Source organism: Streptomyces sp. NPDC046881, from assembly GCF_040645015.1.
GTDB lineage: Bacteria > Actinomycetota > Actinomycetes > Streptomycetales > Streptomycetaceae > Streptomyces.
In genome coordinates this window covers 1-15,943 of record NZ_JBEYXJ010000019.1, presented here as the reverse complement: position 1 = coordinate 15,943, position 15,943 = coordinate 1, and the positions used below count along the sequence as shown (strand labels likewise).

General features: G+C 73.4%; 12 protein-coding genes. 2 read left to right on the top strand and 10 right to left on the bottom strand.

Annotated elements, in window-relative coordinates; all coding sequences use genetic code 11:
• The first annotated feature begins 35 nt into the window (after positions 1-35).
• Complete coding sequence (locus ABZ923_RS12305) at positions 36-2,501, top strand: LuxR C-terminal-related transcriptional regulator (protein WP_361470131.1); 2,466 nt, start codon at positions 36-38, stop codon at positions 2,499-2,501.
• 85 nt (positions 2,502-2,586) lie between these two features.
• Here the strand turns inward: ABZ923_RS12305 and ABZ923_RS12300 are convergent, their stop codons facing one another.
• Positions 2,587-3,597, bottom strand: a complete 1,011-nt coding sequence (locus ABZ923_RS12300; RefSeq protein ID WP_361470129.1) for a hypothetical protein — start codon at positions 3,595-3,597, stop codon at positions 2,587-2,589.
• A gap of 334 nt (positions 3,598-3,931) precedes the next feature.
• On the opposite strand from ABZ923_RS12300, the gene ABZ923_RS12295 reads away from it, so the two are divergent.
• Complete coding sequence (locus ABZ923_RS12295) at positions 3,932-5,119, top strand: type III polyketide synthase (RefSeq protein ID WP_361470127.1); 1,188 nt, start codon at positions 3,932-3,934, stop codon at positions 5,117-5,119.
• 25 nt (positions 5,120-5,144) lie between these two features.
• Here the strand turns inward: ABZ923_RS12295 and ABZ923_RS12290 are convergent, their stop codons facing one another.
• The 9 genes from ABZ923_RS12290 to ABZ923_RS12250 all read right to left on the bottom strand — a co-directional run bounded on the left by ABZ923_RS12290 (position 5,145) and on the right by ABZ923_RS12250 (position 15,837).
• Positions 5,145-7,298 carry a SpoIIE family protein phosphatase gene (locus tag ABZ923_RS12290; protein ID WP_361470125.1) on the bottom strand — a complete coding sequence of 718 codons (2,154 nt, stop codon included), beginning with the start codon at positions 7,296-7,298 and terminating at the stop codon, positions 5,145-5,147.
• 54 nt (positions 7,299-7,352) lie between these two features.
• Positions 7,353-7,769 carry a hypothetical protein gene (locus ABZ923_RS12285; RefSeq protein WP_361470123.1) on the bottom strand — a complete coding sequence of 139 codons (417 nt, stop codon included), beginning with the start codon at positions 7,767-7,769 and terminating at the stop codon, positions 7,353-7,355.
• Between the two features lie 56 nt (positions 7,770-7,825).
• Positions 7,826-9,229: a HAMP domain-containing sensor histidine kinase gene (locus ABZ923_RS12280; protein WP_361470121.1), complete on the bottom strand. Its 1,404-nt coding sequence runs from the start codon at positions 9,227-9,229 to the stop codon at positions 7,826-7,828.
• Positions 9,226-9,951, bottom strand: a complete 726-nt coding sequence (locus ABZ923_RS12275; RefSeq protein WP_361470119.1) for a response regulator transcription factor — start codon at positions 9,949-9,951, stop codon at positions 9,226-9,228. The genes ABZ923_RS12280 and ABZ923_RS12275 overlap by 4 nt, the downstream gene beginning before the upstream one ends.
• Positions 9,952-10,069: 118 nt before the next feature.
• Positions 10,070-10,492, bottom strand: coding sequence for a peptidase (locus ABZ923_RS12270; RefSeq protein ID WP_361470117.1), 423 nt, complete (start codon positions 10,490-10,492; stop codon positions 10,070-10,072).
• Positions 10,493-10,668: 176 nt separating this feature from the next.
• The gene (locus ABZ923_RS12265; RefSeq protein WP_361470115.1) at positions 10,669-12,207 is read right to left on the bottom strand and encodes a patatin-like phospholipase family protein; all 1,539 of its coding nucleotides are present in this window, start codon (positions 12,205-12,207) and stop codon (positions 10,669-10,671) included.
• Positions 12,208-12,214: 7 nt separating this feature from the next.
• Positions 12,215-13,918: a GMC family oxidoreductase gene (locus ABZ923_RS12260; protein WP_361470113.1), complete on the bottom strand. Its 1,704-nt coding sequence runs from the start codon at positions 13,916-13,918 to the stop codon at positions 12,215-12,217.
• 128 nt (positions 13,919-14,046) lie between these two features.
• Positions 14,047-15,288, bottom strand: a complete 1,242-nt coding sequence (locus ABZ923_RS12255) for an acetylhydrolase (RefSeq protein ID WP_361470111.1) — start codon at positions 15,286-15,288, stop codon at positions 14,047-14,049.
• 123 nt (positions 15,289-15,411) lie between these two features.
• A complete protein-coding gene (locus ABZ923_RS12250) occupies positions 15,412-15,837 on the bottom strand; it encodes a DUF3592 domain-containing protein (RefSeq protein WP_361470109.1) in 426 nt (141 codons plus the stop codon).
• Positions 15,838-15,943 lie beyond the last annotated feature (106 nt).

The following is a 15,943-nucleotide window of genomic DNA, read 5'->3' as shown; positions in this document are numbered from 1 at the left end:
GAATGGGCGCCCACCGGACCGGGGATGACCGGAGCATGACATGTGAGTCGTGCGGCGCGCCTCTGCCCGGTGGCCCCCGCCGCGGCCGGCCGGCTCGCTACTGCTCCGGCGCGTGCCGGCAACGGGCGTTCCGGCAACGCTCGGCACGCCGGGCGCAGACGGTCACGTCACCGCCCGCTCCGGGCGCCGCCTCCTCGGCCGGCGGCCTGCCGCGGGCCCTCGACTCCTTCGTGGGCCGACGGGCGGAGCTGTCCCGGCTGCGCGCCCTGTCCAGGGCGTCGCGGCTCGTGACGCTGACCGGTGCCGGTGGCGTCGGCAAGACGCGGTTGGCGCTGGAGTTCGCCAGGGGGCCGGCCGGCCGCCACGGGCGGGTGGACCTGGTCGAACTCGACGCGCTGCAGGACGGCGCCGCGCTCGCCCAGTCCGTCGCCGCCGCGCTGGCCGTGGGAGAACGGGCAGGGCGATCCGGTGTCGACGTCCTGGTCGACGCGCTCGGCGACGCCCGACGGCTGCTGGTCCTGGACAACTGCGAGCATCTGGCCGAGCCGTGCGCCCGGCTGATCGCGGCCCTGCTGAGCCGCTGTCCGCGCCTGCGGATCCTGGCCACCAGCCGCGAGGCCCTCCGGGTGCCCGGCGAGACCGTGCTCCGCGTCGGTGAGCTGTCGCTGCCGCCGGCCGGCGCCGGGGACGACCCGGCGGTCCTGCTGCGGGCGGACGCCGTACGGCTGTTCGTCGAACGTGCCTCCAGTTGCTCACCGGGGTTCACGCTCCACCGCGGAAACGGCCGGACGGTGGCCGAGATCTGCCGGCGGCTGGACGGCCTCACACTCGCCGTCGAGCTGGCGGCGCGCCGGGCCGGGACCCTGGCGCCGAGCGAGATCCTGGCAGGACTGGACGACCAGATGTCCCAGCTGTCCCTCCTGGCAGGCGGGCACCGGACCGGACCCGGGCGCCACCGTGAGCTGGCCGCCGCGGTCGACTGGAGCCACCGCCTGCTCGATCCGGCCGAACAGGCGGTCTTCCGGCGTCTCGGGGTCCTCGTCGGCGGGTTCGACACGGCCGCGGCGCGGGCGGTCTGCGCCGGCGACGGCGTCGCACCGGCGCAGGTGATCGGCATCCTGTGCGCCCTCGAAGCCAAGTCCCTGATCGTGCGGCCGGCCGGAGACGCGTCGACGGCACGGTTCAGACAACTGAGCACCATCCGCGCCTACGCCCTGGAGCGCCTGCGCGCGTCCGGCGAGCTGCGCGCCACCAGGCACCGGGTGGTCGAGTGGCTGAACGGCCTGGCGGACGAGGCCGGCGACGAGGTGTTCCCCGACCAGGCCGGCAGCCCGCTGGCCGTGGAACAGGACAACCTCGCGGCCGCGTTGGCCTGTGCCACCGTCCGCCACGGCGCCTCCCGGCCGCGGCTGGTGCTGGAACTGGCGCGCGTGCACTACGAGCGGGAACAGCCCTCAGCCGCCCGCGCCCTGCTGACCGGTCTGCTGCGGGAGACCGGCGCCCGGGCACTCGGCGGGGCGGTGCCGGCGCTGGCCGCGCGGGTGGCCTGCCAGCAGGCCGACCTGGCGGGGGCGCTGCGCCTCGGCGAGCAGGCGGTGAGCATGGAGCGCACGCGCCGTCACCCCGCCGGGCTCGCCAACGCCCTGGACGCGCGCGCCGCGGCGCGGCTGTGCCGCGGGGAGTACGCCGCGGCCGTCGCGGATCTGCGCGCGTGCCTGGACGTCCTCGCCACGCTGGACAACCCCCGGGACACCGCGTGGTGCACCCACCACCTGGCCTGGGCGCTGCTGCAGGCTGGCGGGGAACGGGAGGCCGACACGCTCATGTCCCGCTGCCTGCCCGTGCTCCGGGCCCACGCCCCCTGGAGCCGGGTCGCGGCCGCGCTGCACACGGCGGGCGCCGTGCGGCTGGCGCTGGGGCAACTGGACAGTGCCGAGGCGCTGTTCGCCGAGGTGCTGCGGATCGTCCCCCCGAGCAGCTTCCACGCGCTCTACCCCGTGGAGGGCCTGGCCCTCGTGGCCGCCGAGAGCGGCGACCTCCGGCGGGCCCTGCTGCTGTACGAGGCGAGCGCGCAGGCACGCAGCCGACTCGACACCGTGTCCGAGACCCCGTGGCGACTACGGCTGGAACGGACCGTGGCGCGTGCCGGGACGGGGCTGCCGGCGGCCGCGCGGGAGGCGGCCGTCAGCGGCGGTCGCCGGCTGCGCGAGGACCGGCTCGTCGCGTACGCGCTCCGGACACGGAGCGGCGACCACCGGACGGCGGACGATGCGCGGATCGTCGGCGACCGGTGCCCGCTCACCGCACGGGAGTTCATGGTGGCCGAGCTCGTGGCCGACGGACTGACCAACCGTCAGATCGGGGAACGGCTGGGTCTTTCGGCCCGTACGGTCGCCACGCACCTGGACAAGGTGCGCGACAAGCTGGGCATCCGGTCACGCACGCGGATCGCCCTGTGGGTGGCCGCACGCACCCGGGCCGGGCAGCACACGCCCGGGTGACGCGTCCCCGCTCCCGGATGCGGCGCCCGTGCCGCCTCGGCGCGTCCGCACATGCACCGAGGCGACACGTACCGGACCGGGTGCCTCAGAACTCGTCCTGCGGGAAGTCCTGCCCGGCGAGGTCGCTGTCGCCGAACTCGGCGTCGTTCATCGCCGGGCCGCCGAAGAAGCCGCCCATGAGGTCCTTCAGGTCCAGCTTCGTGGCACCGGCCGGGGCGGTGGGCCTGGTGCCCTCGCTCATGCGCACGGTCAGGCCCAGCTTCCTGACCTTGGCGTTGCGGGCCAGGGCCGCGAGGTCCACGTCCACCTCGGACAGCTCACCGTTCCTGAGCGTGAAGTCCGCCGTCACCTTGGTGTCGGGAGCGTCCTTCAGGTCCTTGTCCGTCGGCAGCTCCATGCCCGGCGGCAGGTCCTTCGCCAGCGGACGGATCTCACGGAACAGCCCGGTGATCAGCGTACGGAAGGGGGCCGTGGCGGTGACGTGCTCGGTGCCGTCCTTGCCGCCGGCCGTCTTGAACCGCACCTCCCGGGCGACGACCTCGCGGAGGGACTGCACGAGCTTCTTCTGCGTCCTGGCGTCGAGGGACCTGTCGTGCGCGGAACCGCCGTGGGCCTCCCGGCCTTCGGCGGTCGACTTCTCCATCTCCTTGACGGAGAACTTGACCCACTTGCCCTTGAGGGCGTCCTTGAGCGCTCCGGCCTCGGGGGGCAGGTCGTCGGCGGTCGGTACGGGGGTGCCCGTCGTCTTGCCCAGGGTGTCGGCGTCGACCCGGATGTAGACCCAGTCGCCGATCACCCGGTACTCGACGAGGTCGCCGTCCGGGCTGCTGATCTTCACGGCCATGCCGACGAAGTCCTTCTGCCCGGACTCGTCGATCGGCTTCTTCGACTGCACGGTGAACGTGATCGTCGCACCGCTCATCATCTTGGCGGCCTCGTCCGGCATCTCCTCGCCGGGCGCGGGGTCGGACTCGGCGTCCAGCGCCTTCAGGGACGCGACGTCGGTGTCCAGGTCGAGCTCGAAGGAGAGCGCCTTCTTCTCCCCCAGCTTCTCGAAGGCCCGGTCGAGCTTCTTGCCGGCGGAGAGCTGCTCCACCGTGCCGCAGGCGGCGGAGCCCGCGAGGACGGCGCCGACGACGGCGGTGGCGGTGAGGGTCTTGCGTATGGCGTTGATGATGTCTCCTCGTGGATCCGATCACGATGTGATCGCTCAGGAGACTCACAACCGGCCCACTAGGTTGCACCGTCCGGGCTGACGGTGTGTCAGGCATGAGCCGGTGCGGCGGTGTGTGCCGTGTCACGCATCCCCAGGGCGCCTAAGTTGTCTGCATCACAGCGGAAATGTCCATTTAGCGGCCATCCTCGAAGCGCGTGACATCTCCCCTGTTTTCGCCATTTTCTCCCCATTCCCCCTGAAAAGGTGCCCCATCATGGCCGCTTACCTGTGCCCTCCTGCCGTGATACACGGCAAGCACGCCGTGAAGACCAGCCAGATCGTGGCGGAGGTACGCGACCGCCACCCGCACGCCGCGTGGGCGCCGCGGATCGACAGCATCGCGGCCAGTACGGGCATCGAGAGCCGCGGGTGGATGCTGCCGCTGGAGAGCGCCGTCGCGCCCGGAGACGGCAGCGCGCTGCGCGCCGTCGGCGTCGAGCCGGCCCAAAAGGCGCTGGCCGGCGAGGGGTTCACCCCGCGGGACGTGGAGCGCGCGCTCGCCGCCCTGGAGTCCATACCCGCGCCGCAGACCGTCCAGGAGCGCACCGCGCCGGCCTGGGAGGCCGTACAGTCCTACGGGGAGCACGCGGCCCGCGGGGCCCTGCAGATCGCCGGACTGGACGTCGCGGACGTCGACTGCCTGATCACCAGCAACTCCACCACCCCGGCGCTGCCGGGTCTGGACATAGCCCTGGCCAACAGGCTGCGGCTCCGCAACGACGCGATGCTGCTGCCGGCCACGCAGTGGGCCTGCATCGCGGGGACCCGCTCCCTGGCACTGGCGGCGGACCTCGTGGCCGCGGACCCCGACCGGGTGGTCCTGGTCGTCATCGCGGAGGCGCTCAGCACCACCTACCAGCCCGCGGACGACACCCTGGAGTCCCTGATCGTCCGGTTGCTGTTCGCGGACACCGCGGTCGCCGCGGTGGTCACGGGCCGCCCGAGGCGCGAGTCGGTGCTGCGGCTGGACGCCGCCTGGCACCACACCCTGCCCGGCACCCAGGACCTGCACCGCCTGGAGACGCGGGCGGACGGCACCCACTTCGTGATGGACCGGCGCGGGCCGCGCGCCGTACAGCAGACGGTCACCGCGATGTGGGAGTGGCTGCGCACCCGGTACCAGGACTCCCCCGACGCCTGGCACCCCGATGTGCTGCTCGCGCACCCCGGCGGGACGCGGGTGCTGGAGTACATGGAGCAGACGATGCCCGACACCTGGCCGTCGGGACTGCTCGACCACAGCCGGGACAGCTACACCAGCGGCAACCGCGGAGGCGCCGCCGTCTTCGACATCCTGCGGCGGGCGCACGACGCCGGCCGGCAGAAGCCGGGCGACCGCGCCGTCCTGTACGCGGCGGCACCGGGCCTCACCGCCACCGCCCTGGAAGGGGTGTGGCTGTAGCCGGGCCCCCGGCGCGTGACCGGGGTCACCTCGCGACTTCGGCCCAGACCACCTTGCCGGTGTCCGTCCACCGCACCCCCCACCGGGTGGTGAGCCGGTGCACGACGTGCAGGCCGCGACCGGCGTCGTCGAACGGGCCGCCCCGCCGCAGCCGCGGCCTGCCGTTGCCGGTGTCGCCCACCTCGCACAGCAGGCCGTGGCCGGCCCTGATCAGCCGTACCGTGACGGGGCCGGTGGCGAAGCGCACCGCGTTCGTGACCAGCTCGCTGACCAGCACCAGCACGGTGTCCCGGGTGTCGTCCCTGGTGCGCCACTGCCGCAGCAGCGCGCAGACCTCCGCGCGGGCACGGGCGGGGGCGTCGTAGCGGGCGGGCAGCCGCCAGGTCGCGGTGTCCCCCGCGCGGTAGCCGATCATCCGCGCGAGCAGCAGGGTCACGTCGTCGCGCTGGTGCGCGGGTGCCAGCGCGGAGACGACGTGCCGTGCGGCCTGCTGCAGGGTGTCCCAGGGGTGCACCGTGGACACGGCGTCCGCCAGCCTGCCGATGCCCTCGTCGATCGACACGGCCGGATCCTCCACCAGGCCGTCGGTGTAGAGGGCGAGCAGGGAGCCCGGGGGTGCGTCGAAGGTGTGCACGTCGAACGGTTCCCGCAGCGCGAACTCGGCGCCCAGCCCGGGGTGCGGGCGGACCGCGAGCGGGCCCGCGTGCCCGTCCGGGGAGATCAGGACCGGCGGGAGGTGACCAGCGCTGGACAGGGTGACGTGGTGGCCGACCGGGTCGTAGAGGGCGATGCAGCAGGTCGACCCGAGCGCGCTGTAGCCGGCCGTCAGCCCGGACTCCGCGTCGTCCAGCAGCGACACGGTCGCGTCCAGGTGCTCCAGTACCTCGTCGGGCGCGAGCCCCGCGGACAGCAGCGCGCGGGCCTCCATGCTCAGCTGGCCCATGGTCGCCGCGGCTCCCAGGCCGTGCCCGACGACGTCACCGACCACCAGCGCGGTACGGCCGTCCGGCAGCGGGAAGCTGTTCACCCAGTCGCCGCCGACGCCCGCGCTGTCGGGGGTTGCGGGCTGGTACACGCTGGCGATCTCGACGGTGTCGCCGCCGGTGCGGGGCAGGAGCCGGCGCTGCAGGGCCAGTACCTGCGTGTGCTCGCGCTGGTGCTGACGCGCCAGGTCGACGTGGTGGGCGGTCCTCGCCACCAGTTCCTGGAGGTCGAACAGCTCGCTGTCGCGGAAGGGGCAGTCCGCCCGCCGCCAGACCTCCGCCACGCCCAGCACGACGGGCGGCGTGCCGTCCAGGACCAGCGGGATGCACGCCACACCCGCCGACCGGTCGCCGGGCACCAGGGCACGCACCACCCGGGGACTGCCCAGTACCCGCTCGACCGCCTCCCGGTCGGGTATGACGATGGTCTGCGGGGCGTCGTCGCGCAGGACCGCCTGCGCCAGCAGGCGACTCGCGTCGCCGGGGAGATCGTCACCCGGCGTCACGTAGCCCTCGGGCCAGGCCCGGTCCGGCACCAGGGCCGCCCGCCGCAGCCGGATGCGCCCCTTCGCCTGCCCGGTGACCCCCTCGCCCGTCCACACGGCGAAGTCGAGGTCGACGGCGGCCACGTCTCCCCAGGCCAGCAGGGACTCCGCCAGCGACTGCGCGGTCTCGCCGATGTCCAGCGAGGTGCCGATCGCGGTCTCGGCGGCGTAGAGGTGCAGCCTCCTGGCCATCGCGATCACGGAGACGGTCAGGCCCTCCTCGGGTCCCGCGGCGGGCAGGATGCTCATCGAGACCACCAGCTCCGACCCGTCGCCGCGCCGCAGCCGCTGGATCCGGGCGACGTGCGCCTCACCGGTCTCCAGGACCTGCCGCAACCGCCGGGTGACCGTCGGTACGTCCCCGGGCGGCAGCAGATCGACGAACGGCTTCCCGACCCCGGCCTCCAGACCCGCGAACACGGGGGCGTCCACGTTGCAGCGGGTGATGATCAGATCCCTGTCCAGGTTGACCGCGCCGAGGATCTGCTCCTGCCGGCCGGCCGCCGGATCACCGGCCGCACGCGTGCCGCGGTCGCCCCGGGCGTCGGCCGAACGGTCGTCCCCGGCCGCCCCGCCGCGCGGGATGTACCGCCCCAGGGCGCTGCTGACCAGGTCGAACGCCGAGGACGAGGGGGAGGGGGTGGAGTCCATGCGGCTCTCTCAGCAATCCCCGGCGCAGCGCCGGGGCCGTACTCGGACCACACCTCATTGAATAACAGCGGGGGTCGCTTCGCCCACACCAGGCTGTCGCGGCGAACACGCGGCGTACACGGGAGTCGCGTGAGCGCAGTCGAGGGCGTCCACGGCCGGCGCCGGCAGGTCACTCCTGGCCGTCGGCTCAGCCCGGCCGCCGGTCGGGGACGTGAACCATGCCCTTACGGGCCGGACCCCCGGCAGCCGGCCGCGCGGTGGCGACGAGGCGGCCGGCGCGAGCGCGACGCAGGCCGAGACGACGCCGCCCAGGATCAGGGTGGCGCGGGCGCCGAGGGCGTCGGACACCAGGCCGGCCAGCGGGGCGCCCACCGGGGTGCCGCCGAGCAGGACCAGGAAGTAGACGGACATGACGCGGCCCCGCAGGTGCGGGTCGGCGTGGAGCTGTGTCAGCGCGTTGGCGGTCCCCACGGGCCGCACAGGCCGGTGCGGTGACCCGGCGTCCGGGGGCGCAGCCGTCGGCTGCGTCAGAACGCCGTGGCGGTCGCCTGTGTCGATCGGGGGTGGCCGGCGCCGCGGGACCGGCCGCCGGTGACCGGGCGCAGCCGCACGGCGGCGTCCAGGCCGGTGCCCGGAGCCGGGTGCAGGCTGATGGCGCCTCCGGAGGCGTGCACGAGGTGACGGACGATGGGCAGGCCGAGTCCGGTGCCGTCGTGGTGGGAGTCGGAGGCGCGCCAGAAGCGGTCGAAGGCGCGGGCGCGCTCGGCGTCGCTCATGCCGGGCCCCTGGTCGACGACGTGGAGTTCGGCGCCGGGTGTGCGGTGCACGGCGATGGTCGTGCCGGGCGCGGAGACCCGCAGGGCGTTGGCGACCAGGTTGTCGACGACCTGCTCCAACGCCCCGGGGATCGCCCACACCCGGCCGGCCGGCCGACCGGTGACGGCGAGGGCGACGTGCTGCTCGGCGGCCAGCGGCTCCCACATCGCCACGCGGTCGGCGATGACGGCGTCCAGGTCGACCGGCTCGGGCGTGGTGGCGGTGCTCTCCAGGCGGGCCAGGGCGAGCAGGCCCTGGACCATGCGGCCGAGACGCTCCACCTCGCCGACGGCCTCCTCCAGGCTGCCGTGGGCGCGCGGGTCGAGGTAAGGCTCGAAGTTCTCCAGGCGCAGACGCAGTGCGGTCAGCGGGGTCTTCAGCTGGTGGGAGGCTTCGGAGGCGAAGGCCTGCTGGGCGTGGAGGAGGTGTTGCAGTCGGGTCGCCGTACGGGTGAAGGAGGCGGCGAGGCTGCGGAGTTCGGGAGGGCCGGTGGTGGCGTCCGGCGGATGGGTGAGCCGGCCGTCCGCCAACTGGGCCGTGGCGGCCTCCAAGGTGCGCAGCGGGCGGGTGATCCAGCGGGCGAGGGTGAAGGCGGCCAGCGCCACGGCGGCCAGGACGCAGGCCCCGGCCAGGGCGAGGGCGCCCCAGATGCGGTGCACGCGGGCATTGACCTGCGCCATGGGGTAGGTCAGGCGGAGGGTGCCCCGGATCTTCGTGCCGGAGGAACCCGGCATGGTGGCCGACAGCGCGTCGCCCCGGGTGCCCACGGTCGGCTGATTGCGCAGGGCGCGGGCGATGTCCGGCTGCGCCGCGATGCTGACTCCGCTACGGCCGGACGGGTCGGAGTCGGCCAGGACGACGCCCTTCCTGTCGGTGACGACGACGCGGCCGCCGGTGCGGTCGGCGTAGTCGCCGGCGACCTCGGGCAGGGCGTCGAGGTTGCCCTCCTCGATGTTCTCCTCGGTGACCTCGGCCAGCATCGAGGCGTCGCGTTCGACGCTCTGGGAGGCGCGGGCGACCTCTCCGCGGGCGTAGATCCAGCCGAGCGGGATCTCCAGCCCGGCGAGCACGAGGATCGCCAGGCCGAGGTAACTGAGCAGCAGGCGCCGGGTCATCCCGCCGCCCCGGGCGAGGCGTCGTCGCCGGGGACGGTGAGGCGGAAGCCGACACCGCGGGCGGTGGTGATCCAGGCCGGGTCGCCCAGCTTGCGGCGCAGGGCGGCGACGTGCGCGTCGAGGGTCTTGGTGGGTCCGAAGAAGTGCGGGTCCCACACCGTGTCCATGATCTGCTGCCGCGAACAGACGGTGCCGGGGTCCTCGGCGAGATGGGCGAGCAGGTCGAACTCCCGGGGGGTGAGCGGTATTTCACGGCCGCCGACGTGGACCTGCCGGGTGCGGCGGTTGATCCGCAGAGCGCCGAGCGTCTGCGGTCCGGGCGCCTCGGGCGTACGCGGGTGCGCCGGCGGCGGGAAGGGCAGCGCGCCGGTGGTACGGCGGGTGACCGCGCGGATGCGGGCCACCAGTTCCCGTACGCCGAAGGGCTTGGCGAGGTAGTCGTCGGCGCCCAGTTCCAGGCCGACGACGCGGTCGGCCTCCTCGCCCCGAGCGGTGATCATGATGATCGGCACGGCGGAACGGGCGCGCAGGCTCCGGCAGACGTCGAGGCCGTCCATGTCGGGCAACCCGAGGTCGAGCAGGACCAGGTCCGGGGACCCGTCCGTGCGGGCGAGGCCGGCGGCACCGGTGCGGACGTGGTCCACGGTGAAGCCGTACCGTCCGAGCCCTTCGGTGAGCGGGCCGGCGATTCGGTCGTCGTCTTCGATGAGCAGGAGCCGCATGGCGACAGGCTCGCACAGCTGTGCCAGGAGAGTCGGGGTGTTCACGGGAAGCCGCCGGGGACCCGGGAGGCGTACGGGACGGTGCGCGGGCGCAGGCGGCCGCCCGGCCGGGCGGCGGTCAACCGGCGTTCTCCTTCTCCTCGGTGCCCTCCTGCTTGGTGCCGGTGACCTTGAAGGACTTGTCCAGGTACACCTCGACCGACGTGCCGTCCTCCTTCTTCACCTCCACCGCGTACATGCCGGGCCGCTCGACGTCCTCCTCGGACTTGACCACGGTGCCCGGATGGGCGGCGAGCGCGGCGGCCTCGGCCTTCTGCTTGACCTCGCCGGTCAGCGGCGGTTCCTTCTTGTCGTCGGTGTCACCGGCGGCCTCGCCCGCCGCATCCGCACCGCCGGTGCTCTGTGCGGCCTGCTGGGTGTCCGACCGGGAACCGCCGGAGCCGGAGCCGGAGTCGGAGGAACCGCCACCGCAGGCGGCGAGCGCGAACACCAGCGCGGCGGTGGGAGCGGCGAGGAGGGCACGGCGGGGCAGGGCACGCATGAACTCGTCTCCAGACGTGGGGAGTTCGGTGTTCCGAAGCCGGACCACCGGGGGACGGGAACGACCCTAGGAACACGCCGTCCAGAGCCGGCCCAGCAGACGGAGAGCAGAAGCCCAGCAACTCCCCAAGATTTCGCCACCGGTGCGTCGCCGCGCGCGGCGACGGCGGTACTCCGTCACACCGGTGACCAGGCGAGCGCGCCCTGGAAGTACACGTCCCAGAGGTGGCCGGCGAAGAACCGGCCGAATCTGCCCAGTGCGGTCAGCCGGTCGCGGGTCGTGTCCGCCCGTACCCGGAAGCTCGCCAGCTCGCGGACGAAGTCCGGCAGCCGGAGGCGTACCACTCCGGTGGCCACCACCTGGGCGTCCGCGTCCTCGCCGGGCGGTACCGTGCCGCGCAGGATCCGGGTGTGCAGGGTCGTGGTGTCGGCCCACAGCCCGTGGCCGGAGTCCTCGTCGACGGTCTTGCAGCCGCTCAGGGTGAGCGGGTTCCCGGCCCTGTCGGTGAAGAACAGGCGGTAGCGCATGCGCAGGTGTTCCGGGTCGCCCTCCTCCACGAAGAGGTTGAAGAGGCCCGACTCCACCTCGCACCGTCCGCCCAGCGCCTCGCAGTGGATCTGCCCGGTGATGGTCGCCGGGTGCTCGGGGTGGACGAGGAAGCGGTCCAGTTCGTCGATGTGCACGGTCAGGTGCACCGACAGCCGTTCCCGGCCCGGGCCGCCGTCGTGCGGCGCGCGGGTGCCGGGCGCCCCGGAGCCGAAGGCGATCGCTCCGGTCATGCGTTCACCGAACCGCAGACGGCCGCCGCCGGCGGCCGGGCAGGGCAGCGGGGCGGACAGCGGTATCCCCTGCTCCGCGCACCAGGTCCGGGCCTGGTGGACGCCGAGTTCCACGGCCTGCCGGAAGCGGTCCCGGCTGAAGTTGACCAGATAGTGGAGCGGGACCTCGCTCTGGAGCATCCGGACGGTGATCGGGCGGCCGAACTCGCCCCGGCCGCCTTCGCGGAGGGCGGTGTTGCTGGCGTCGATCCGCCGCTGCCACTCCTGCAGCCGGCTGTTGGCCGCCGTCTCGATGATCTGGAAGTAGTGCGCCACGAATCCGTCGTGCCAGCGGTGCCGTTGGCTGACCGTCCAGATGATCCACAGCTCGTCGCAGCCCCGGCGGATCGCCTCACCGATGTTCGCGTCGGTGACGTAGACGGGGTCGATGTAGACCCTGCCGTCGAGGGTGACCGGCGGGAACCACATCGGCAGCGACACGGCGGCGGCGAGCCGGTCCTCGTCCATCCGGTCGGCGGTCAGCACCTCCAGCTCGTTGCGGGAGAAGTCGTAGAGGTTGAAGGTGGCGAGCCGGTCGGTCGCCCGGATCTTCTCCCAGTCGAGCCCCCAGCCGCGGAAGACGTTGCGCCGGTAACCGTCGAGGGTGAACAGCGAGGAGCCGTACGGGCCCTTCAGGTACTGCCGCCAGTGCGGACTGACCCCCTGCAGGGGGCGTATCTCCCGCCAGTTGTCCGCGATCTGACGCCCGCTCATGCCCTGGCAGTACATGGCCAGGTTGAACGTGCCGCCACTGGCACCGTCCGCGTGATCGAACCGCAGGCCCGCCTCGTCGAGCCACACCTGGAGCACGCCTGCCTGGAAGGCCACCTTGACCCCGCCACCGGCGAGGATCAGCGCCCGGCGGGTGTCAGCGCCGCCCTGGCCGTCGTCCGTCATCCGTCCGTCACCGCCTTGCCGGGGATCGTCGCTTCTCCGCGTCGAGATCGTCGATGACGGCGTCGGCCGCACGGTCGGCGAGGGCCGCGATGGTGAGCGAGGGATTGGCACCGACCGGGCCGGGCATGATCGACCCGTCGACGATCGACAGGCCCGGGCATCCGTACACCCGTCCGTAGGAGTCGACCACGCCCTCCTGCCGGTTGCGGCCCATCGGAGCCCCGCCGAGCGGGTGCACGGTGATGAGCCGGTTGAGGTACGACAGCGGGTCCGAGGCGTAGCAGCCGCCCAGCGCCGAGGAGAGTGCGCGCATGGTCCCGTTCATCCGGTGGAAGTAGGCGTCCGAGGCGGCGGTGTCCCAGTCCAGGTCCAGGTGTCCGTCGCGCAGCCGCATCCGGCCGGTCGGCATGTCCCGGCCCATGCCGAGCAGCGGGAGCGAGGTCGCCGTGAACAGGCCCTTGCTCAGGGCGTCGGACAACTGGCGTCCGACCTCGCTCCGGGGGCTGTGGGTCAGCCGGGACCAGCCCCTGCGCAGCAGGAAGCGCAGCACGTGCCCGGAGGCGGTGAGGGCGTTCTGTTCCACCAGCCAGTTGATGAAGTCCGGGTATCCCGCGTCCTCGATGAAGAAGCCGCGTCCGGTACCGCCGTCGAGCCGGTCCGGCGAGCGCATCGCGCTGGTGATGACCGGGCCGAAACTGGGGTGCAGCAGGCGGGGTGTCTCCTGGCCACCGTCTCGTTGCCGGGACTTGAGGACGAATCCCAGGAAGTCGCCGTTGCCGGAGAAGCGGGTGCCGAGGGCGGGGCCGAGGTCCGGGAGCCGGCTGCGGTTGCGCAGGAGCAGATAGGGCGTGCCGAGCGCCCCGGCGGCGAGGATCAGCCGGTGTGCCCGTACGACGCGGGGTACGGCCGTGTCCCGTTCCCCCTCCGCCCGGTCCAGCCGCCGGTCGAGGTACGAGATCAGGAACCCGTCGGAGGTGGGCGTGAAGGACTTCACCTCACAGCCGGTGCGGAGCACGGCCCCGTGCTTCTGCTCGGCGGTGCCGAGGTAGGTGAGGTCGAGGGTGTTCTTGCTGCCGAAGTTGCAGCCGATGTCGCACTCGCCGACGAGCCGGCAGGTGTAGCGCGGAACCCCGTACCGGTTCTCCGCGCCGCCCGCGACCGGCACTCCGGGCACCGGCTTCTCCCCCGGGTTGCCGAAGGTCACGGCCAGGTGAGGGAGTTCCCATTCCAGGCCGAGGCGCTGCGCCGCCTCCTGCATCGCCAGGGTCTTCGGCGTGCTCCGGTAGGGCTCGTGGTCGGTGGGGTACCGTTGCACCCCCATCGCCTGCTCGACCCTCTCGTAGTGCGCGACCAGCTCCTTGTAGCCGATCGGCCAGTACTCACCGGATCCCGCCAGGGCGTCGTCCTGGGGGAACCAGTTCTCGGGTTTGCGCAGCAGGACGTTGGCGTAGATGAGCGAACCGCCCCCGAGTCCGCTGCAGACGACGGCGTCGAGTTCCGAGAAGCTCCACACGTCGAACATGCCGTACAGCCCGTGGTCCGGGGCCCAGAAGTTCGACGCGGTCGCGTGCGGCCCGCGGGGGAAGGTGCCCGGCGCGTACGCCCTGCCACGTTCCAGCAGGCAGACACGCTTGTGTGCTTCCGCCAACCGTGCCGTCATGACCGAGCCGCCGAATCCCGACCCGATCACCACGGCGTCGAAGCTTTCCATGCCGGCTGCCTTCCATGCCGGCTGCCCCGAGGAGCGTCAAGCCCCTGCGCAGGACAGGCAAACGTTCGTGTGCTCCCATTGTCGCGCAGCCGGTCGCGAGGTGCATGCCGAGCCTCCCCGGGCTCGCCTCAGGGCAGGAACGTCACCTCCGGGAACGCCCGGGACGGGCCGTCGAGCAGATGCCCGCCCCGGTGCCGCAGGTGCCGGTCGAAGAACGCGAGCGGGTACGCCTGCTGGATGCGGACCGCCCGCGCGGGGTCGAGGGTGCCGATCCAGCCGCGCAGTTCCTCGTCGCTCATGCCCACCGCCTCCGCCAGTTGCGGGACCAGCACCTGGTTGTCGCCGTAGGACGCGTGGACGGCGCCCTCGGCCCGGATGTCGAGCCGCCATCCGCGCAGGTGCGTCCAGAACTCGGCGACACCGGGCTCCGCGGCCCGCGTGAACTGGGCCGTCATCATCATGAACGGCCGGTCCAGCTCGCCGGTCACGGCCGGCAGCATCGGTCCGTCGAGGCTCAGCCCGGCGCGGACCCGTGGATCGTCGAGCATGAGGCGAGCGGTCGCCGTCCCGCCCTTCGACCAGCCGAACATGCCGATGCGCCGCGGATCGATCCGGCCGGCCAGGCCCGTCGGCAGGGGCCGGCCGCCGGCGTCGGGACTGCGCCCGGCGGCCAGGTCCCCGACACGGTCGAGGACGAACCGGATGTCCGCGGCGAAGTCCGCCGGACCCATCGCGTGCTGCGGGTCCCTGAGCGGGGCGAGGATCCGCCCGTCGGGGAACTCGGTGAAGGCGTCGTGGGTGTGGTCCACCGTCACCACCACGTAGCCGTGGCCGGCGAGTTCCTGCACCACGACGGTGTGGTCGGCCCGGTGGCTGTGCGCGCCGTGCGAGAAGACGACGACGGGCAGGTCCCGGTCGCCCCGTCGCACCGGGGCGCTCTGGTGGCCGTAGGCGAGGGGCACCTGTGCGGCGTCGACGGGAAACCCCGCGGACGCGAGCAGCTCCCGCAGCGCGCCGGCGGACATCCATGGCGCGCGCGGATACCCGTGGACGTCCCGGGCGGGGTACCAGACGCTCGCCATCAGCTCCCGGTGGCGCCCGGGACCGGCGACGGGGTCCGGGCGGGCGGTGTCGACAAGGTGCAGCGCCACCGTGCCCACCGGGTACGGCCCGGTCGGCGCGGGCAGGACGAGCCGCGCGGGGGCGGGCGCGGCCGAGGCCGCGGCCCGGGCCGCCCCGGCGAGGCCGAGCGGTACGGCGGCGCCGGCCGCCAGCGCGCCTCCCAGCAGGCGGCGGCGTGTCAGGGCCTTTCGGCCGGGAGTCGTCTCGGGCGTCGAACGTCGCTGTGTCGAAGTGGAGTTGGCAGGCATGCGGGCAACGCTGTCACTCACCGCCGCCGGGCCGCATCCATCCACCGGATGCATTCCAGGGTCGCATCGGACCAGCGGCCTACATCCGGATGCTGACGGCACGCCGCTCACCGCGGTGCCGCGTCAGAGGGTGAGCAGCCGGACGAGCAGGACCGTCAGCGTGCCGGTGGTCAGCACCGACCCCAGCACCGTGAACAGCAGGTCGAGCCCCTGCATGTCCCAGCCCTCGATCGCGAACCGGTGGGGGGCCCGTGGGTCGTACCGGACCGTGACGCGCGCCCCGACTCCGAAGGTGTCGCGCAGGGTTCCGCGGCCGTACCTGGACGCGTACTCACACGCGGTTCCGTCCTGGGCCGTCCAGGCCGCGACCGGGTGGTGGAACGTGGCGCCCTCGTCGTTCCGCCGGACCTCGTACCGGACGATGCGCGCCTCCGCGTCGACGCCCGTGCGGCGCAGCACGCCGGCGCGGCGCAGACCGTACACGCCGAAGGCGAGGAAGACCACGCCGATCGCCAGGGGGATGAGGGAGAAGAGCCATGCACGTTCCATGTGTCCTGCGACGCGTGGACCGGCGTGTCAGTTGCGCATCAGGCGACAGCGGTGGTCTCCGGGACGCGGATCACGTGGGTGGCCGGGGCGACGGCGGCCCGGCCGC